General features: G+C 39.5%; 19 protein-coding genes. 13 read left to right on the forward strand and 6 right to left on the reverse strand.

Annotated features, from left to right (window positions below; translation table 11 throughout):
- Nucleotides 1–94 precede the first annotated feature (94 nt).
- The 13 genes from R1T16_RS16795 (at nucleotide 95) to R1T16_RS16855 (ending at nucleotide 13,439) form a co-directional block, all read left to right on the forward strand.
- Nucleotides 95–2,059, forward strand: a complete 1,965-nt coding sequence (locus R1T16_RS16795) for a LysM peptidoglycan-binding domain-containing protein (protein WP_317502293.1) — start codon at nucleotides 95–97, stop codon at nucleotides 2,057–2,059.
- Nucleotides 2,060–2,061: 2 nt separating this feature from the next.
- Complete coding sequence (locus R1T16_RS16800; RefSeq protein ID WP_317502294.1) at nucleotides 2,062–2,460, forward strand: OsmC family protein; 399 nt, start codon at nucleotides 2,062–2,064, stop codon at nucleotides 2,458–2,460.
- A gap of 101 nt (nucleotides 2,461–2,561) precedes the next feature.
- Nucleotides 2,562–3,017: a lipocalin family protein gene (locus R1T16_RS16805; RefSeq protein WP_317502295.1), complete on the forward strand. Its 456-nt coding sequence runs from the start codon at nucleotides 2,562–2,564 to the stop codon at nucleotides 3,015–3,017.
- A 104-nt stretch (nucleotides 3,018–3,121) separates the two neighbouring features.
- A complete protein-coding gene (locus R1T16_RS16810; protein WP_317502296.1) occupies nucleotides 3,122–4,414 on the forward strand; it encodes a hypothetical protein in 1,293 nt (430 codons plus the stop codon).
- Between the two features lie 7 nt (nucleotides 4,415–4,421).
- Nucleotides 4,422–4,859 (forward strand): hypothetical protein, encoded by a 438-nt coding sequence (locus R1T16_RS16815; protein WP_317502297.1) that lies wholly within the window; start codon nucleotides 4,422–4,424, stop codon nucleotides 4,857–4,859.
- 113 nt (nucleotides 4,860–4,972) lie between these two features.
- Nucleotides 4,973–5,698, forward strand: a complete 726-nt coding sequence (locus R1T16_RS16820) for a hypothetical protein (protein ID WP_317502298.1) — start codon at nucleotides 4,973–4,975, stop codon at nucleotides 5,696–5,698.
- Between the two features lie 80 nt (nucleotides 5,699–5,778).
- Nucleotides 5,779–6,009 carry a DUF3820 family protein gene (locus R1T16_RS16825; RefSeq protein ID WP_317502299.1) on the forward strand — a complete coding sequence of 77 codons (231 nt, stop codon included), beginning with the start codon at nucleotides 5,779–5,781 and terminating at the stop codon, nucleotides 6,007–6,009.
- A gap of 276 nt (nucleotides 6,010–6,285) precedes the next feature.
- Nucleotides 6,286–7,902, forward strand: a complete 1,617-nt coding sequence (locus R1T16_RS16830; RefSeq protein WP_317502300.1) for a CTP synthase — start codon at nucleotides 6,286–6,288, stop codon at nucleotides 7,900–7,902.
- A gap of 44 nt (nucleotides 7,903–7,946) precedes the next feature.
- Nucleotides 7,947–9,845, forward strand: a complete 1,899-nt coding sequence (yidC, locus tag R1T16_RS16835) for a membrane protein insertase YidC (RefSeq protein ID WP_317502301.1) — start codon at nucleotides 7,947–7,949, stop codon at nucleotides 9,843–9,845.
- Between the two features lie 109 nt (nucleotides 9,846–9,954).
- On the forward strand, nucleotides 9,955–10,662 hold the full coding sequence (locus R1T16_RS16840; RefSeq protein WP_317502302.1) for a hypothetical protein: 708 nt from the start codon (nucleotides 9,955–9,957) through the stop codon (nucleotides 10,660–10,662).
- Between the two features lie 44 nt (nucleotides 10,663–10,706).
- Nucleotides 10,707–11,894 carry a tRNA 2-thiouridine(34) synthase MnmA gene (mnmA, locus tag R1T16_RS16845; protein WP_317502303.1) on the forward strand — a complete coding sequence of 396 codons (1,188 nt, stop codon included), beginning with the start codon at nucleotides 10,707–10,709 and terminating at the stop codon, nucleotides 11,892–11,894.
- Nucleotides 11,895–12,079: 185 nt separating this feature from the next.
- Nucleotides 12,080–12,724, forward strand: coding sequence for a TatD family hydrolase (locus R1T16_RS16850; protein ID WP_317502304.1), 645 nt, complete (start codon nucleotides 12,080–12,082; stop codon nucleotides 12,722–12,724).
- Nucleotides 12,717–13,439: a tRNA threonylcarbamoyladenosine dehydratase gene (locus tag R1T16_RS16855; protein ID WP_317502305.1), complete on the forward strand. Its 723-nt coding sequence runs from the start codon at nucleotides 12,717–12,719 to the stop codon at nucleotides 13,437–13,439. Before R1T16_RS16850 ends, R1T16_RS16855 begins: the two co-directional genes overlap by 8 nt.
- Nucleotides 13,440–13,491: 52 nt before the next feature.
- Here R1T16_RS16855 and R1T16_RS16860 read toward each other — a convergent pair whose 3' ends face one another.
- The 6 genes from R1T16_RS16860 to R1T16_RS16885 form a co-directional block, all read right to left on the reverse strand.
- A complete protein-coding gene (locus tag R1T16_RS16860) occupies nucleotides 13,492–14,838 on the reverse strand; it encodes a hypothetical protein (RefSeq protein ID WP_317502306.1) in 1,347 nt (448 codons plus the stop codon).
- Nucleotides 14,839–14,963: 125 nt separating this feature from the next.
- Nucleotides 14,964–15,341: a hypothetical protein gene (locus R1T16_RS16865; protein WP_317502307.1), complete on the reverse strand. Its 378-nt coding sequence runs from the start codon at nucleotides 15,339–15,341 to the stop codon at nucleotides 14,964–14,966.
- Nucleotides 15,342–15,352: 11 nt separating this feature from the next.
- Nucleotides 15,353–16,876 (reverse strand): hypothetical protein, encoded by a 1,524-nt coding sequence (locus R1T16_RS16870; RefSeq protein WP_317502308.1) that lies wholly within the window; start codon nucleotides 16,874–16,876, stop codon nucleotides 15,353–15,355.
- A 17-nt stretch (nucleotides 16,877–16,893) separates the two neighbouring features.
- Nucleotides 16,894–17,484 (reverse strand): penicillin-binding protein activator LpoB, encoded by a 591-nt coding sequence (locus tag R1T16_RS16875; protein ID WP_317502309.1) that lies wholly within the window; start codon nucleotides 17,482–17,484, stop codon nucleotides 16,894–16,896.
- A gap of 444 nt (nucleotides 17,485–17,928) precedes the next feature.
- The gene (locus R1T16_RS16880; protein ID WP_317502310.1) at nucleotides 17,929–18,537 is read right to left on the reverse strand and encodes a response regulator transcription factor; all 609 of its coding nucleotides are present in this window, start codon (nucleotides 18,535–18,537) and stop codon (nucleotides 17,929–17,931) included.
- The gene (locus tag R1T16_RS16885) at nucleotides 18,530–20,332 is read right to left on the reverse strand and encodes a sensor histidine kinase (RefSeq protein ID WP_317502311.1); all 1,803 of its coding nucleotides are present in this window, start codon (nucleotides 20,330–20,332) and stop codon (nucleotides 18,530–18,532) included. Before R1T16_RS16885 ends, R1T16_RS16880 begins: the two co-directional genes overlap by 8 nt.
- Between the last annotated feature and the right edge of the window lie 3 nt (nucleotides 20,333–20,335).

Below are 20,335 nucleotides of genomic sequence, written 5' to 3' on the forward strand. Positions count from 1 at the left end.
GCATTTTTAACTGAAATTTATAAGATAAAAACCATCCTGTAGAGGAAGAAAACATAAATTTGCAATTGTTAAATTGTTCCAAAAAAACCTTACCATGAAGTATTTCGTAGTTTTAATTTTTTCATTTTTATTGCTTTCAACGCCTTTGTATGCACAGGATTATAAAAAGCATACCGTAGAAAAAGGTGAAACGGTAGTAAGCATTGCAAAAAAATATAAAATTACCCCTTACGACATCTACCGCATTAATCCTGATGCGAAGAATGGAATTAAAGAAAATACCGTCCTGCTTATACCGGGAACGAGCAAAGTACCAAAAGCTGAGCCTGAAAAAGTGAAGCCTACAAAAGTAGCTAACACAATACACGAGGTAACAGCTAAGGAAACACTTTTCAGCCTGGCAAAAAAATATGATGTATCTGTTGATGATATCAAAAAAGCCAACGGGACAGCGCTTGATAACGGCCTGCAGATAGGGCAGAAGGTTATAATACCTATTAAAGGCAGTGGTGTTGCAGCCCAGGTTAAAGCTGAGAAAAAAGAAGACAAGAAACCAAACAGCCCATCCTATTTCTTTCATACTGTTGAAGCAGGCGAAACAAAATATTCTATTGCAAAGCAATATGGCATGAGCCTTCAGCTTCTTGAAGAGCTTAACCCCGAAGTAAAAGATACGCTGCCTCTTGGCTACAAGCTAAAACTTGATAAGAAGGCGGTGGTTGAAAAAGATAAGACACAGCCAATACCTGTTGCAGCTACTAAAAAAGCATACGCTGATTATACAGTGCAGCCTAAGGAAACAGTGTACAGCCTTACTAAAGACAACGATATTACCGAAGCTGAATTTTTTGAACTGAACCCTCAGGCAAAAGAAGGTTTAAAAGAAGGTATGGTGATCAAGCTTCCTGTGGCAGGTGGAGCTGCAGCTTCTACTAGTACCGTTGCAACTGCGCCTGTATTGGGTAACGCGTCTAAGGCTATCTCAGGATTGGCGGGTACGCTTAAAAAATCTGAAACTAAGGATCTTGCACTCGTGCTTCCGTTTAACCTTTCGAGAATAGAATCGGATACGGTGCGTTCTAAGCTGCTTCGTTCGGATAAATTCCTAAACATGACATTAGACTTTTATGCGGGTGCACTTATGGCTATAGATTCGGCTAAAGTGCTTGGTCTTCCGTTAAAGGTAAAAATTATAGATGCTAAAGAAACAAAATCGTCTTTTGATGCTGCCGGAGTTGCCGCGAGCGTTGGCGGGATGGATGCTGTTATAGGTCCGTTCTTTCCTAACAATGCAGAGAGCCTTGCATCGGCACTTGCCTCAAAAGGAATTCCTGTTATTTCACCTTTATCTAAAGACGATACAAAACCATATTCTAATTTATTCCAGTCGGTACCATCTCCTGAAAGGGTAAGATTGTCTATGCTGGATTATCTTAAAACAAAAGGAGGTAATATAATTGCGGTGGTAGATGCTAAAAAAGCAAGCTCTAAGCAATTTATAAAAACCAACCTGCCATCGGCACAGTTTGCTCCTTTAAGCCCTGACGGAACCATAGTGGTTGAAGGCCTTAAAAATATGCTGGTTAAAGGCAAAGTGAATTATGTAATCCTTGAAACAGAGCGAAGCGGAATGATACTGGGAACTACAAAAACGCTTGTAGATGCCCTTGCAGAATACCAGATACAACTTGTGGTTCTTGAGCGTTACGATGCGTTTGATAATGATGAACTGCCACTTACAAGACTTGCTGTACTAAAAATGTTGTATCCTTCCGTTACAAACGACAGCGACACGCCGGAAGGAATATTATTCGGAAGAATTTTTAAAGAGAAAAATAATATAATGCCTAACCAGTTTGCGACACGTGGTTTTGACGTTACGTTTGACGCGATCCTTCGCCTTTTCCAGCAGGACAGCTTTAAAGAGGTTATGACAGAGAAAGCCTCTGAAGCGGTGGAGAGCAAGTTTGATTATGCCTCGCAAAACGGAGGTAATTATAACACAGGCGTATACATTTTATATTACGATCAGGATCTAAGCACTAAAGTAGCCCAATAATTATGACATCTAAAGTAACATACCAGGGGGAGTTAAGAACATCTTCTATACACCTGCAGTCAGGTACAGAAATCATTACCGATGCGCCTACCGATAACCACGGAAGGGGAGAGGCTTTTTCGCCAACAGACATGGTGGCTAATTCATTGGCTACCTGCATGTTTTCTATAATGGGAATCAAAGCCCGTGAAATAGGGGTTAACCTTGAAGGTTCAACAGCTGATGTAACTAAGGTTATGCAGCCAAGCCCGAGAAAAATTGCAAAGATAGAAGTGGTGTTTACGATGAAATCTGATGCTGATGAAAAGTCAAGGGTAATATTAGAACGCGTGGCACATACGTGTCCAGTAGGGCTAAGCCTGCATCCGGATATTGTTCAGGATATAACATTCAATTGGTAAAAAGCCTTAATGATATATAGGTGAAATCCTCCCAATATGGGGGGATTTCTTTTTTCATAGCCATAGTATTTTTGATTTAAATAATACTAAATCTTTATACCATGAGAACAATTACCCGATTTTTAAGATCAAATGCAATGATTTGCCTTTTGCTTGGCGCATCCCTGTTTGTTTCCTGCCAGGATGACGATAGCGATAAGGGTGGCTCAGGCAATTCTATTGTAGGTGTCTGGCAAAAAACAAAAGAAGAGACCAGATTAGGCAGTGGAACCTGGCAGGCCGTTACAGAAGACTGTGACCTTGATGATACCGAGGAGTATAAGTCTGACGGCAGCTGGACATTTTATCCGGGCACTGTAACCTGCGGCAGTGCAGCTGTGCTTAACGGCACGTGGAAGCTCAGGGCAAATGATACGAAGGTTCTTTTTACGTATGACGGAGTTGACGGTGCTTATGAAAGCACGCTGGAAGAGCTTACCGATTCTAAACTCGTGCTGACACACAGCGCGGGAGATGTTGAAGATACCCAATACAGGGATACCTATAAAAGAAAGTAGATGGGTAAAACACTGATCGTTAATAGCTAAAAACCTCCTTTAATGGAGGTTTTATTTTTTACATCAATACTAATTTTGGCTGTAACCAACTAAAATTCAGTATTATGAAAAACAAACATCTTACATTTTTCTGCATACTTGTAAATGTGCTGATTATGTCTGCACAGGAAAAATCAGAAGACATTGACCAAGACAACCCGATATTTAAGATCGTCAAAGAAAACAAAGAAAGAAGTTCTAAAATAGGAACTTTTGAAATGACAAAGGAAAAAGTATCTGTTCATATTGATGACAGTTTGATTAAGCCTAAGGTGAAAATCAAAAAGTGTACTTTTGAAATTGATAATGGATTTGTAAAAGATATCTCTGTAGAAACGGAAGGCGGAGATAACTTTAGTAACAGTATTGCAATTTCACTGATTAGATTTCGGTCAAGATATAATGACAGGCTTTACAATGAAAATCCAAACAAGAAAAGTCAGTTTATAAAGTTAGGAGATGTATTAAAATACACTTGTGAGATGGGGAATAATTTTACCCCTGATAACATTAAAATCAGCCTTCCCGAAAAAAAACAGGTTAAACTTACTGAAAGAAATATCATTGTTGATAGTGGCGACGGTACTCAACGGTTAAAAAAAGAAAGTCTGGTTGGGTTGAATGTTTTTAAGGATACCCTGATTTATAATTCTGATATCAGTTTAGATGACGGCATAAGTAACCTTATTGATTACCGGGTTTATTCTGATTTTCTGGGTTTGATAGAGTCGACTACAAATGGGATCGTAAATTTTGAAGCCAAAATTTGCATACCGGTAAACCCAACAAATTTCTCGGGGACAAATTTTTATATTTTCAGGTCTATTTCTCCACATGTCAGGTATAGCAGGTTTGATAAAGAAGACAGGGCTATTGATATCGACTCGTTACTATTACCATCGTATGTAGTAAATAATAAAATTCAGTTGATCCAGAAATCATTCGTTAGTTGTGGAGTTGCTGTAAGTGTGCTAAACTGGAATCCTAAACATTCTTTTCTGGAATTCAATATACCTTTTACAACCCAGTTTTATTTGGCGGAAGCTATCCCCGGAATCGAAGAAAATATTACAAGTGTAAGTTATGGTACGGGTTTAGAGCTTAAGATAACGCGCAGTAAAAATTTCGGGGTTAATATTGGTTCATACGTTAATAAGCTGAGGCATTTGTATAACAGGAAATACATGATTGAAAAAATTGAACCCTTTAATTTTTTTAATGCCTGTGCAGAGGTGTTTTTTTACGGAGGAAAAAAAACCGATGCGTTATTCCTTAGGTTTAATTACACTAGTGTGTTTGGAGATTCAAATAATTTTTTTCAGTTTCAGATAGGGTATAAATCAGGATTAAACTTATAAGCTAAAGATGAAAAATATATACATGTTATTCGTTCTGTTGTATGGTATTAATGCGGCAGGTCAAAATAAAACCTTTAACGAGACTGCTGATTATGTAAAAATAGCGGTTATAAAATATGCTGTTAACTTTAATGACAAAGATGATTTAAAAGTCGCATCAGTTGTAATTGAAAACTCGGGTATTATAACGCTTAAGTACAATAAGCCTAAAGTTAAAAAAGAGTACTCATTCAACCTTTTCAATCTCCATAAACTTAAATTTGACAATGATACTGGTAACTGCAATTGCGGTATAACCTTATATAACGATGCCATTACATTTTGGGTAGACCGGGATCAGGGTATAAGTATCAAAGTAGTAGATTCTCAGTCAAAATTGATTTACAATGCATTTGTGCATCTCCAAACATTACGGGATAATAAAGACCCGTTTTTAGATAAATAGAGTTGGTTAGGTAAAATCCCGGATAGGTTATAGGGTTTATCCCTGCCTGTCTGGGTTTTTACTTTTTTCCGCCGGTGGTAATTTTGTTTCATAATCAACTAAACGCTATTATTATGAAAAAAATTACTTATCTATTTAGAATGACCGGGCTATTGTTTTTAATGTTGGCTTCGGTAACAATTATCTCTTGTGAAGACGAGGACGAAGAAAACATAGGAGGCGGAAACAACTCTTCTTTTGCAGGGGTATGGACGAGGCTGCCCGGCCCTAGCGGCGACAGGACAGACCTTGCCATAGGAGGCATAGACGGAGAATCGTCTGACCGGGTGTACATGTGCGAAAAGAAAGGCTCTACTGCTGCCGGTCTTTATAAAGGCTACATTGAAGGTAGTTACATTACATGGGACTCTGAATACGGACTGCCCGATACTTATCTTGAAATTGTAAACGGAACACTTGAATTTTCTTATCCTGCCTGTGAGGTTTGCCTTGTAACTGATTATAAAAAAGGATCATGGGGCGGCGATTGCGGTTCTCTTAGCGGCGGAGGTGGTGGAAATGGCAACGGAAACGGCGGAGGAAGCGGAAATGGTAACGTGATGTTCTGGACCCAAAGTGATTTTGGCTGCGGTTTTATTACGGTGAATATATCAGGAAGTTCAGGCACTATCAGCGGGTATTACAGCGGAGGGTCGCCATCTTGCGGTGCATCTTCGGCGGCTAACTTTTCACTGCCCGCCGGTAGCTATTCATTTACTGCCAGCTGTGACGAATTAACATGGGATGGCACGGTGACTGTCACATCGGGCGGCTGTTATAAAATGCAGCTAACCCATTAAAAATATAAGGATACTTTAAAAATAGATTACTTTTGCCTCTTTGCCCAAAGAGGCATTTTTTATTATTTAAAACTTCACTTTTGGACCAACAACAGGAATTTCTCGTCAAGTTAGCACATACTAAAATGCCCTTTGGTAAATATGAAGGCTATGATCTTATAGAATTGCCTGAATATTATGTGGTGTGGTACCACAACAAAGGCTTTCCTGCCGGTCAGTTGGGACAGATGCTTCAGCTGGTATATGAGCTCAAGCTAAACGGGCTGGAAAACCTGATACGAAATATCAAAAAACACTATCCCAAGAGATAATGTAACAATTTATCAATTTTCTAATGTAACAATTAAATGAAGAGTAGATAAATTGGTACATTGAGTAATTAGTATATTGGTACATCAGCAAGACAGTTTGTCATATTTATAATCATAGCATTATTATTGAGTATGTGGTGATAATTGTTGTATAGCCTACAGGATATTGGGGCGTGTGTTAATGGTACATTAAAAAATTGATACATTGAACAATCAAAAAAAATACGTACTTTTGCCACGTTTTTTACAACAACAACACAACACATATTTTTACAAATGAATCAGACAAAGTATATTTTTGTTACAGGAGGTGTGTCTTCTTCTTTAGGAAAAGGAATTATTGCAGCATCACTGGCAAAACTACTGCAAGCGAGAGGTTACAGGACAACAATCCAGAAATTTGATCCCTACATTAATGTAGACCCGGGTACACTTAACCCGTACGAACATGGAGAATGCTATGTTACCGATGATGGTGCCGAAACAGACCTTGACCTTGGCCACTATGAAAGATTCTTAAACGTACCTACTTCTCAGTCTAATAACGTTACTACAGGAAGGGTTTACCTTTCGGTTATTGAAAAAGAGAGAAGAGGGGAGTTTCTTGGTAAGACCGTTCAGGTAGTGCCTCACATCACAAACGAGATTAAAGAACGCATGCAGCACCTGGGCAACACAGGTGAGTATGATATTGTTATTACCGAGATAGGTGGTACAGTGGGTGACATTGAGTCACTTCCGTACATTGAGTCGGTAAGGCAGCTGGTATGGGAACTTGGTGAAAATAATGGTATCGTTATTCACCTTACGCTTATACCGTATCTTGCCGCTGCAGGAGAGCTTAAAACAAAGCCAACACAGCACTCGGTTAAAACATTGATGGAAAGCGGAATTAAAGCTGATATCCTTGTTTGCCGTACAGAACACGAACTTTCGTCTGACCTTCGCCAGAAGCTTGCAATCTTCTGTAATGTTAAGAGAGAGGCTGTTATACAGTCTATAGATGCTTCTACAATTTATGAAGTACCTAACTTAATGCTTGAAGAAGGACTTGACAGGGTTACACTTAAAAAACTGGACCTTCCTGAGAAAAACACTCCGGACCTTAAAAACTGGAACCAGTTCCTTTTCAGGCTTAAAAACCCTAAGCATACGGTAAACATTGGCCTTGTAGGTAAGTATGTAGAGCTTCAGGATTCTTATAAATCGATAATCGAAGCATTTATCCATGCGGGTTCTGCTAACGAGACTAAAGTTAACGTTATAAGCATCCACTCAGAATATATCGACAGGGATAACGCTATTGAAAAACTAAGCGGCCTTGATGGTATTCTGGTTGCTCCGGGATTTGGAGGCAGGGGTATAGAAGGAAAAATCGAAACGGTGCGTTTTGCAAGAGAGAACAATATACCGTTCTTAGGTATATGTCTAGGTATGCAGATGGCTGTTATAGAATACTCACGAAATGTATTGGGATGGAAAGAGGCAAACTCTACAGAAATGAACGAGCACACGCCGCATCCTGTTATCAATATAATGGAAGAGCAAAAAACAATTACAGACAAAGGCGGAACAATGCGTCTTGGTGCATGGAAATGTTCTCTTGAAACAGGAACGCTTGCAAGCAGCATTTACGATGGTAAGGAGGAAATAATGGAGCGTCACCGTCACCGTTATGAGTTTAACAGCGCATACAAAACAGATCTTCAGGGGGCTGGGCTTAAAACATCTGGTGTTAACCCGGATACAGGGCTTGTAGAGATTATTGAGTTAGATAGCCACCCATTCTTTATTGGGGTACAATACCACCCTGAATATAAGAGTACGGTTGCTAACCCGCACCCTCTTTTTGTAAGTTTTGTTAAAGCAGCTGTAATTAAAAAAAGCAAATAAGATCTTCGGAACATCCGGAGTATAAAGTGAAATAATTTTTAATAATGGAAGAAAAAAAGTTAGACTTAAAAACAATTGTAGGCTTCGGTTTGGTTGCACTGCTAATGTTATGGATGATTTATAACAATAGTGCCGAGAGCGAAAAAGAGCGTCTTGAAAAAGCTAAGACCGAGCAGGTTGAAAAAGCTAAAGCGCAGCAAAAAGCAGCTGAACAAAAAACAGCTTCCATTATTAATGATTCTACAGCAACAGATTCTGTTAAGATCGCAAAGCTTAACGGTTCGTTAGGTGCATTTGCTTACAGTGCTTCACTGCCATCGGCAAAGAACAATGTGACAGAACTTAAAAGTAAACTGCTTACCTTAAAAATTGCCAACAGAGGGGGTTATATTCAGGAAGCTAAGCTTAACGAATTTTCAAGGTTATTTAAAGATAGTAACCTGCCTGTTGAACTTATCAAGAACAACAACGCAAGCTTAAACCTTCAGTTCAAGACCCAGGATAACCGTATCCTTAATACCAAAGAGCTTTATTTTGAGCCTGTAGTATCTAAAGAGGGAGAGAACGAAGTGCTTACGATGCGTCTTAAATCAGGTGCAAACCAGTTTTTAGAGTACCGCTATGTACTTAAGCCTAATGATTATATGCTTGATTTCTCTATCCGCTCACAAGGTTTAGCCCAGGTGGTTGACACTTCTAAGCCAATGGATTTAGAATGGATGATGAAAACATACAGGAACGAAAAAAGCGTTACGTATGAAAACAGGTATACAAAAGTGGTTTATGAGCATGAAGGCGGAAAAGACGGAAGCCTAAGCGAAGGTTCTAAACTTGACTCTGAAAAAGCAGAAGATGTTAGCTATATTGCTTTCAAGCAGCATTTCTTTACGTCTATCCTTCTAACGGATACTCCGTTTAAAACAGCCGACCTTACATCTGAAAATCTTGTAAAAGAAGAAAAGACAGATACAATATTCACTAAAAAGTTCCTGGCAAAAATGCCGCTTGAATTTAAAGGCGGCGAGTTGAGCTATAACATGAATATGTATTACGGCCCGTCTGACTACAAAACGCTTAACAATTATAAAGGCAAAAACCTTGATGAGGTAATGCCGTTAGGCTGGGGTATATTTGGGTGGATAAACAGGTATATATTCATTCCCGTATATGGTTTCCTTAGCGGATTCCTACCTCACGGTTTAGCTATTATTTTCTTTACGATACTTATCCGTTTGGTAATGTCTCCGGTAACGTACAAATCGTACCTTTCTCAGGCTAAGATGAAAGTACTTCGCCCTGAAATTACAGAGCTTAACGAGAAGTATAAAAAAGACCCAATGAAAAAACAGCAGGAAACCATGAAGCTGTATAACAGTGCGGGGGTTAACCCTATGGCGGGATGTCTCCCGGCACTGATGCAGATTCCGGTGTTCTATGCCCTCTTTCAGTTCTTCCCGTCGTATTTTGACCTTAGGCAGAAGAGTTTCCTTTGGGCAACCGACCTTTCTTCGTATGACTCGGTATACCATTTGCCATTCTACGTTCCGTTCTATGGCGACCACGTGAGTTTATTTCCAATCCTTGCATCGGTAGCGATTTTCTTTTACATGAAGATGACAACAGGCGACCAAAGCATGGCAGCACCTCCGCAGGAAGGCATGCCGGATATGAGCAAGCTAATGAAGATCATGATCTACATCTCTCCGCTAATGATGCTTGTGTTCTTTAACAACTATGCATCCGGATTGAGTTTATATTATTTTGTATCTAACCTTATTACAATAGGTATCATGCTTGTAATTAAAAACTACATCGTGAACGACGATAAGATTCATGCTAAGATCCAGGAGAACAAAACCAAGCCTAAAACCCAGGGACGTTTTCAGCGTAAAATGCAGGAAATGATGGAGCAGGCTCAGGAGCAGCAGAAAAACAAAAAATAAAAATACTGAAAAGCATTCGCCACAGCGGATGCTTTTTTAAATTATGGCCTGCTTTTAGATATACTAAAAAAGAATTATTTTCGATTTATATAAAAACCATAACCGCTTTATGAAAAACAGTTTAATAGCATTTGTATCGCTTTTTCTTTTAACTACAGTAGCCTTTGCTCAGAACATAAACAAAATGGATGCCGCGGGAAAACGCCACGGTGCCTGGAAAGGCACGTATGAAAAATCTAAAAGGCCGCGCTATGAGGGTACTTTTGACCACGGTAAAGAGACCGGAACGTTTAAGTTTTTTGAGGATGATAAAAATTCTACCCTTGGCGCTACCCGTATTTTTGCAGCCGATGGCTCATGCATAACTACTTTTATTGATGCTAAAGGCAAAAAGATAAGTGAGGGTAAAGAAGTAAATAAACTGAAGGAAGGGGAATGGAAGTTTTATGCCGAAGGTACAGAGAAGCTGCTTTCTACCGAACCGTATACCGGCGGAAAGATAAATGGGGTTAAGAAAGTATATTTTCCTGCAGGTAACCTTGCTGAAGAAGCTGTGTATGTAAATGGGATTAAAGAGGGTACATACAAACAATATAATGAAAAAGGTACTATACTTGAAGAGTCTACCTATAAGAACGACATACTTGATGGTCCTGTAACTTTTAGGAATGCTCATGGAGAAGTGGTTAGTAAAGGACAGTTTGTAGCCAATAAAAAAGCGGGCAAGTGGCAGTTTTTTGAAAAAGGCAAGATGGTGAAGGAAGAAGATATGACCAACAAAAAAGTACAGTTGGCACGCAAAGAGCGCAAGAATTAATTTTTATCGTACTTTTACAGTAAATTTTTAAGAAAGGATTTATAATGAAACGTGTAGTTGTAGGGCTTTCCGGTGGTGTAGATTCCAGCGTTGCAGCGTACCTGCTTCAGGAGCAGGGGTATGAGGTCATTGGCCTGTTTATGAAGAACTGGCACGATGAAGAGGTTACGATATCTAACGAATGCCCGTGGCTTGAAGACAGCAATGATGCATTGCTGGTAGCTGAAAAATTAGGCATACCGTTCCAGACGGTAGACCTTAGCGAACAATATAAGGAGCGTATAGTAAACTATATGTTTAATGAATATGAAAAGGGCAGGACGCCAAACCCTGACGTGCTTTGCAATCGTGAGATAAAGTTTGATGTCTTTATGAAGATAGCCCTTAGCCTGGGTGCTGATTATGTGGCTACAGGCCACTATTGCCGTAAAGGTATCATTGAACAGGACGGTAAGGAAACCTATCAGCTTCTTGCAGGGGTAGACGGCAATAAAGACCAGTCTTACTTTTTATGCCAGCTTTCCCAGGAGCAGTTGGCAAAATCACTTTTTCCTATTGGGGAGCTGACCAAACCACAGGTACGTGAGATTGCTGCCAAAATGGAACTTGTTACTGCAGAGAAGAAAGATTCTCAGGGGCTTTGCTTTATAGGTAAAGTGCGCCTGCCTGAATTCCTTCAACAGCAGCTTCAGCCAAAAGAAGGCCTTATTTATGAAGTAAATGCAGATGTGCCTACCTATAGTGAAGCAGCACCGCAATTCAGCTCGGTAAAAGAGCAGTTGGCGTATGAAGCTAAAAATATTGATTACAAACCTGAAATGGCTAAGGTAGTCGGTAAGCACCAGGGAGCGCATTATTTTACTATCGGCCAGCGAAAAGGACTCAATGTAGGCGGAACCAAAGAAGGGCTTTTTATTATCGCTACCAATGTAGAGACCAATTCAATCTACACAGGTCAGGGGCAAAACCACCCGGGACTTTTCCGTAAGGCATTGTTCATACAGGAGATTGAGATCCACTGGGTACGCAAAGACCTGGAGCTTAATGATGGTGAAACTATGGATGTCATGGTACGTATACGCTACCGTCAGCCATTGCAGAAAGCCACATTACACAAGTTTGATAACGGTATGTACATTTCGTTTGAAGAACCGCAATCGGCAATTACCGAAGGGCAATTTGCTGCATGGCATATAGGTGATGAGCTTATAGGTTCTGGAGTGATATCATAAGTTTTCTGTCATTCTACTAAGGAAGAATCTGATATTTAATATATTTAATACCCTATACTGAAAAGTGTAGGGTATTTTTATTTAACCACCAAGAACACTATGAAATTACACAAGTTTCACAAAGCTTTGTGCTGACTTCTTTGGGAGCTTGTGGTTAAAAGAATGTAAAATGTTATTTTTGTACAATGCTTTACAACCTCCATACCCACAAATCTTCGGATGATGCCAATGTCTTTGATATCGTAAACCGTTATCCCTACGAAGAAATAGATGTGCCGTTTTTTTCTACGGGAATCCATCCGTGGCATATTGATGAGGAGAAACTGGAAGAGCATCTCAGAATCATCGAAAGCCGGCTTTCCATGCCCAACTGCCTTGCCATTGGCGAATGCGGACTCGACAAACGCATTGAAAAGCCATTAGATTTACAGATAGATGTGTTTGAAAAGCACCTTATTTTAGCAAAGAAATACCAAAAACCCGTAATTTTGCACCTTGTTGCTGCGTTTCAGGAACTGATTGAAGTATATAACCGTACTCAACCAGGTGTACCGATGATTGTCCACGGATTTTCAAAAAATATCCAGGTGGCACAACAATTGCTAAGTAATGGATTCTATTTGTCTTTTGGTAAATACCTGTTGCGCAACCCCGAATTGTCAGGCGTGTTTGCTCAGATTCCAAATGACAGGTTTTTTATGGAGACTGACAGCATTGAAGAAGGGATTGCCGAAGTGTATGCAAAAGCGGCAGCGGCACGAAATATTGAAATTGAAGAGTTAAAAAATATTGTAAGCACTAATTTTAAAACCGTTTTTAAGAATGGCTGATTGGAGAGAGAGGGCAGAGCTCTTATTTAAGAAGGAAGGATTGGAAAGATTAAAAAACGCGCATGTAATGGTAGTTGGCCTTGGTGGCGTTGGCTCATTTGCAGCCGAATTCCTTGCAAGGGCAGGGGTAGGAGCCATGACCATTGTTGACGGGGATATCGTGGACATTACCAACATTAACCGACAGTTACCGGCACTGCATAGTACAATTGGGCAGCCAAAGGTTACTATAGTTGGCGACAGGCTTATGGACATCAACCCAGAACTGAAACTTATCAGGATAAAGGAATTTCTTTCTCCTGAACGTGCTTACGAATTGGTTACCCCTGAGTATGACTATGTGCTTGACTGCATAGACAGCATTACGCCTAAGTTAAACCTGCTTATTTCCGCGAGGCGACAAAAGGTAAAGATTATAAGTAACATGGGCGCAGGGGGCAAATATGAAGCTTCTAAAATCAAGGTAACGGATATTAGTAAGACAGAGTACTGTCCGCTTGCTAAAACGGTAAGGAAACGCCTCAAGAAGGAAGGAATTACAAAAGGCGTAAAAGTGGTTTTCTCTACAGAATACCCTGACCAGAGCAGCCTTAAAATGACCGATGGTACAAACTTCAAGAAATCATTCTTCGGTACAAATAGCTGGATGCCCGCTTTGTTTGGGCTTCACTCTGCCGAGACTGTCGTAAAATATCTGATTAAAGAGAAAGAATAAAAAAATCCCCATTTGGGGATTTTTTTATGTCAATATATGTGTTTATTAAATTTTATGGAGTTGTAGCAGGCTGTGTAGCAGGTTTATTTACCGGTGTAGCAGCGGCAGGTTTCGGTGTGGCTGGTTTAGGCATTACAGTACCTGTCGCCGGTTTTGCAGTAGCTGATCCGGCAGGTTTTATACCCAAAGTTGTGGCAGGCTTCGCTACACTTGTCGTTGGCTTTGCTGTACCTGTTGCAGTAGTTCCTGCTGGTTTTGTTCCGGTAGCCGGTACTGGCGTAGTGCGAACTCCCGATGTCGCAGGGGTTTGTACTGCAGGCTTAACAGGCAGTGCCGGAGTAGTACTCGTCTCGCTATTTATAGGAGTTATGGTAGGCTGGCCTATAGGAGTATAAATATCCGTGACCCATTCAGACGGGCGTTTTGTTTTTTGTACACCTTTTGTATACAGCTCCACATATTGGCCTGTCGTATTTTCCTGAAGTCCTCGTGCAATAATGTACTGTTCGGCCTTATCCCACGCTTTGCGTAAATGCGAATAGTCGCCCTTAAGTGTTGTCTTAAGCGCGGTAAACGATTCTGTTTTGCCTCCTTCATACTCACTGCCTGGAGATGTAAACATTTCGTCCCTTATTGGCATACAAACGACATAAGATGCTTTATCGTTAGCTTTGTCTACCGATCTGTATAATATGAAAGGAGATCCCTGCTTAACGATCTTGTTTTTTTTCATGAAGCCTAAAAGCTTTGGAAATATCTCTGCCGATTTTTTATTAATATCCTCAATTTTAGACGTTACTGCCTGCCCGAGATAGAATGTACCCGATTTTACCACAAGCCCGTCTTCTTTTACCTTAATATCAAAAATGGCAAGTTCTTTAACAAGGTAGTTGTTAAGGTTGTCAAGTCCAGTCGCAAGCTTGCTTTTTAGGTCGGTGTTCATGTTCTCACCGTTAAGTAGCGCATAAGCTTTTTCTTTAAAGCTTAAATTGCCTGTCATCCTTACGGTAACCTTTGTGCTCTTCAAAGTATCTTTAAAAGACCAGGTAACCTCTGAATTTACGTTATCAATATCCGCTTTCTGAAAGATTGAGTCGTTCTCTACAACTTTTGTAGTCTGAACCGTGTTACTATCCGTACCTTTTTTCCAAGACATCTTTGCGCCTTGTCCTGATGAATTTTCAGAATAAGAAAATACCCCGGCAGTCGTGCTGTCAGCAAGGACACCTACATATTCCCAGTTCCTGAATTCGTTTATATAGTTGTACAACACCATTTTAGGTGCCTTGATTACGCGTTCGCTCTTTATGTCATACTTCCCTTCCTGGGTGGCTATAAATACAGTTACTGCGACAACTGTAAGCAGTAGGAGAAGGAATACATATTTTACAATTTTCATAAATTGAAAATTTTTGGTTCGATTGTAAAATTAGGATAAATTCTTATAACAAACCAAATATCTTTTTAAGTAAAAATATTTAAGTTTAATTGCAAAAAAAGCCCCTTACGAGGGGCTTTTTTATGTTAATTTTCGCAGTCTTCAAAATCTTTTGGGAATGCCGAAAGGCTTAGCTTATCGACCAGCAGGAAAATATCTCCTGATTTGGTATAGACATCTATCACATCGCTAATCTGTCTTGCATTCATAGTTTTGCGGTGCGTTGTCGTATTATATTGTTCCAGTTTATCGGTAACATGGTAGTTAAACGATACCAGCTGGGGGTAGTCATTCCTAAACTGTATCTTCCAGTGAAACTGCTCGCCGTTCTTTGGTTCGCTTTTCATCCTGAATGAAATTTTAGAATAGCAGCTTGTTTTCTGCCAGTCTTCCCATTCCCTATTTTGCTGTGCATAAAGAATCATCGAAGCAAATAAAAACAATACTGGTAACAGCTTTTTCATAACTATAAGTTTTATGGTTTGTCAGCGCCTTCAGTTGCGCCGCCTTGTACCGGTGTATTAGTAGCTGCAGGTGTTCCGGGGAAAACCTGAGTGCGCCCCAGGTCAAAGTAACTTACGATCTGCAATCCTTTTTTAAATGGTATGGTAATCTTGTCTGTATCGGTAATGCCTTGCGGTCCGTATTTTTTTATGACATACTCATTCTGGCCTTCAACAAGCGGAACCCTTATATAACTGATCGTGGAAGGCAGCGACTGCCAGTTACGGGTGTCAGCTTTCTCTGTTACGGCACCGGCAACATCGCCGGCAAGCCTGAATGCATCTTTGCCATCGTCACCTAAAAGGCTTTTGCCTAACGCAGCCAGACCTTCGCTCGCTGCTTTTTTTGCGGCAAAACGTGTTACCAATTCTACAATTTCGCGAAGCATCCTGTCCTTAAGGCATTGTTTTGCGATAGAATTAAAATCCTGCCCAACTTCCAATGGATATTCTGCACCGTTATTGGAAAGCACCGCCTTATTATAAAAACTCTGCCGTACCCTGTATTTAGGTATCGCAATGGCATTTACCGTTCCGGCGTTAAAGGCAAGCGGAACGGGTAATATTATATCCTGTGTAACACCATCTTCCGTATATGATGTGTAAAACCAATGATTGGCCGCCGAGAACGTAAGTACAATCTGGTCTTTAGCAGGCGCAAGGCCGTTTTCCCAGAAAATGATTGCTTCGCCTGCAGGCACAGGAGGTGTAGGCTGAACAGTTACTCCGTCTTTACCTATCTTTTTAGGAAGGTAATCAGGCATATTGTATTTTTTGATGTAAGTATTGTACTCATTCTCAAACCCCATAAGCTTAGCCGTCCTGATAAGGTCTTTCTTCAGCTGATCCGGCATTGGTACTCCAAAAAAACTGCCATCGCTACTGTCGTAAATTTCAGCAGCATTCCTGTAGGCAATAAAAGCATTGTTGATGTCTCCGGTACTTTCGTAAATTAATCCCTGCAATATTTGCGAGAAAGCATCACGATTATACTTGTTTTTATTTTCAGAGTATTTTTCGTTGAGCTGCAACAGTTTAATATCAATCCTTTTGGCTTCAACAAGGGCTTCATTCGGCAGGCCAAGCTCAAAATAATTTAGAGCCATATAATAATGAATGGTTACTTTTTCAAAATCTTCGCCTTTGTAAGGCAGTGCCATTGGGTTGGTAAGCTTACCTGCTATGGCCTGTCCTGCATTGGTTCGTATCTTGTCATCAATCATTATGTAAGCCTTCTCAAACAGTATGTTGCTAGCCCTGAAATTGCCTCTAAGATGCTCAATCTTACCTTTTTCCATAAGGTATAAAAGCCTGTTCCTGTCTTTGTTCAGAAATTTGTTCTTATCTATGCCTTCAATAGCTTTATCGAAATTGCCATTGTAAAGATCGGGCTCAATTGTGGTTTTTGTATTGTACGTGCCACAGGAATACAGCCCGGCCAGTAAAAGCATAGCCGCAGTTTTAGAAATAGCCGAAACAGTATTTTTAAATACCATAGGTGTATGCCCTCAGATTACTTGATGTATTTTTTGATCTTTTTGTCGCCTATCCATACTTTTTCGTTAGTCTGGATGTTTGTAAGCTCAAGGTCTATCTGGTAGTATACTGTTTTATCTTTTTTGGCAGAGTCCACTATAGAATTGATCGTACCCTGAAGCATAAAGTCTGCGCCATTCTCAAGTCCGAATTTTTTCATGGTAGACTGCGAAGCAAAATTTTGCTGATCGGCTCTTTCTGCCCTGATCTCTTCACGTTTACTGCCTGCCTGAACAAGTTTCATCCTTCCTGAATTAATTATTGCTTTCTCAATGTCTTTAGAGAAAGTCTCAGCCTCAATATGCTCGTGAGATTTGTTTGTTATAAGGCCTACGATGATAACCGGTTTTTTACCTGTATTTTCAGATGCATATGTGCTGTACCATGAATGGTCCATAAGCTGTGCAGTAATATCTTCTGCCGTAATTCTTGAATCGGTTTCATTCCAGCGTCCGCTAAGGTCTGTTACGCTTGTTTCGCTTACACGTGTTACTTTAGGGCTTCCGCAGTTTGCTAAAGAAAGTCCCATTACCGCTGCTAAGATAAATTTGTAGGTATTTGTTCTCATGTCCTGTTTATTGATTTAGTTTCAAATTTATTAAAAAAAAGGTTGTTAAAATTTTTTTAAACAAAGAATATGCCAACATATTACTGTTTGTACGAATACATAAAAAAAACACTCCTGGATAAGAGTGTTTGCTGATTAATTTCTGACTGATGAATGAATGGCTTTTTCCTTACTAATTGTTTTTGGTAAAAAAATTAAAGGTGTAACGATCTAAAACAAATTATAGTCTCCTCTTAAAAGACGCCTTTGTTTTGCAAAAGCTGTTTTTCTGCGTCGGAAAATCCTGCTTAGAAACGTTTTGCGTACTAATGTTGTAATTTTTACTGAAGTGTTCATGGTTAATGCGGTTAGCATTTATGTTAGTTTGCTACAAAGTACTGTTATTTTCAAAAGCAAAAAAATACCCATAAGTGGGTATTTTTAACAATTTATGTATCCTGATTTTTAAAAATCATATTTCTTTTCCATTGAGTAGCGCAACAGTTCACTTTTGCCCTGGAGGCTAAGTTTTTTTAAAATATTTTTTCTGTGCGTGTCAACAGTTGTTTTGCCAATGAAGAGTATTTCAGATATTTCCTGCGATGTTTTTCCTTCACCTATAAGCTTTACAATTTCAAGTTCACGCTTGCTCAGAGGCACGTTGTTTTCGGCTTTAGTATTGTTTTTTAGTTGGGAGTCAAAATAAGTTTCACCTGTCATGACTGCCCTTATGGCAGCAAGCACGATTTTTAATGAAGAGTTTTTCATGATGTAGCCAGACGCACCCGCATCCTGCATCTGCTGGATGGCTTCTCCCTGTTCAAACATGCTAAAAGCGATTACCTTACAGTCAGGAAACTCTTTTTTAAGTTCTCTCGTTGCGGTAATGCCGTCCATCTTCGGCATGCGGATATCTGTAAGCACAACATCAGGTTTTTTTAGTCTTACAACTTCCAATAGTCTTTCGCCATCGTTAGCTTCGCCAACAACTTTTATGTCGTCCTCATATTCGAGGAATATTTTAATCCCGTCTATGAGCGACTGGTGATCTTCTGCTATAACTACGTTAATCATTCTTTACAGGTATGTCTATTATTATCGTTGTTCCTTTACCGGGTGTAGAGTCAATTTCAAGTGTTCCTCCCAGTTGGACTATTTTTTTCTTAATATTCTGAAGCCCCATTCCATCTGCATTTTCGGCATCTAATTTTGAGCTGTCAAACCCAACCCCGTTGTCTTCAATCATGATGTTTATATTGTCTTCATGATCGGTAAGGTGTATGGTTGCTTCGGTGGCCTGAGAGTGCTTTATTATGTTGGTTGCCATTTCCTGCACTGCCCTAAAGATAGCAATTTCGAGAGTGTTTTCCAATCGTTCATTAAACCCAAAAGGCACAACTTGTATCTGTAACTTGTTCGGGATTGATATTTTTTCTGCTAATTTTTGGATTGCCGGTATAAGCCCTTCGCTTGCCAGCACGCCTGCATTTTTTGCGTGAGCAATACCACGCACTTTTTGGTAGGCTTCTTCAATAAGTTCGTCTGTACGATCGTATAGTTTGTTTTCCTCATCCCTAAGCTCCATTTTTCTAAGCTTAAGGTTTTCGAAATTAAATTTAAGAGTGGCAAGCATGCTCCCCAGATTATCGTGAAGGTCGTTTGCCAGGCGCTGACGCTCTTTTTCCTGGCCTTCCAGCATCATATCAATACTGTTAAGCTCATATTCTTTTAATGTTTTTTCGTACTTCTGCTGTTCTATAAGCTTTTCCTGAAGCGATATTTTTTCTCTTCTCCTTGCATTTTTTATCATAAGTAAAGCTATGGCTACAATAGCAAGCAGTACAAGGATAATACCGTAAATTAAGATACGGCTGGTTTTTACTTTTCCCTGAAGAATAGTGTTTTCAAGTTCTTTCTCTTTAGTCCTGTATTTTGTCTCAATTTTATCAATGGCTATGGCCTGATCTTTAACGCTAAGGCTGTCGGTTATTTTTTTGTTGATCTTAAGATACTTGTAAGCATTAGGATAATCGGCAAGGGCATCATAATTTAAGTACAGGAATTCAGAAATATCCTGTCGTGTTGTACCTTTATATCCACTAAAAGGAAGATCATCGGCAAGTTTGAGGTATTCTATAGCTTTTTTATGATCATGCAAATAATAATACGCACCGGCCTGATTGATGTAGTTATTGCATAATTCATCTACAGTACCGTATTCTTTGATTGCTTCAAGTTCTTTTCTGTAATAATAAAGGGCCGAATCCGGTTTGTGGATTTTTTCGTTATAGATAACACCAAGATAAGAGTTTAACTGTACTGCCAGTTTGGTGTTATGTATCTTTAGTAGAATAGCAATTGCCTGCCTGATGTTTTTAAGGCTTTCTCTTGGACGGTCATTGTCATATGCAATCTCTGCTTTAAGCATAAGGCTTCTGGCTATCCTTGTAGAATCTCCCGTTTTGTGAGCATAAGCAATATATTCATCAAAATATTTCTTATACGATTTGCTGTAATTTTCCCTTGAAACAATTAGATTATAAATATTAAGATTAATATCCATTGCCCTATCTGTACTGTCAATTGCCAAGAACATCTTTTTTGACAATAAATAGTTGTTATACGCCTCAGTATAAATATCTTTACTACATAACAGTTCCGCTTTTAAATAAATATATAATGCCTTATCCGTTTTAGACAACGATGCTTCGTCAATTTTTTTGAACTGCGATTCAGCTATCTCATATTGATTTTTCTTTATAATATGTTCAATATCCAGCATATATTCATATCTGGATTGAGAATAAACAGAAACTGCCAATAATTGTATCAGCAGGCATAATAAAAGTTTCGGATAAGGCTTTATCATTAG

The organism is Flavobacterium sp. DG1-102-2, from assembly GCF_033042555.1.
Classification (GTDB): domain Bacteria; phylum Bacteroidota; class Bacteroidia; order Flavobacteriales; family Flavobacteriaceae; genus Flavobacterium.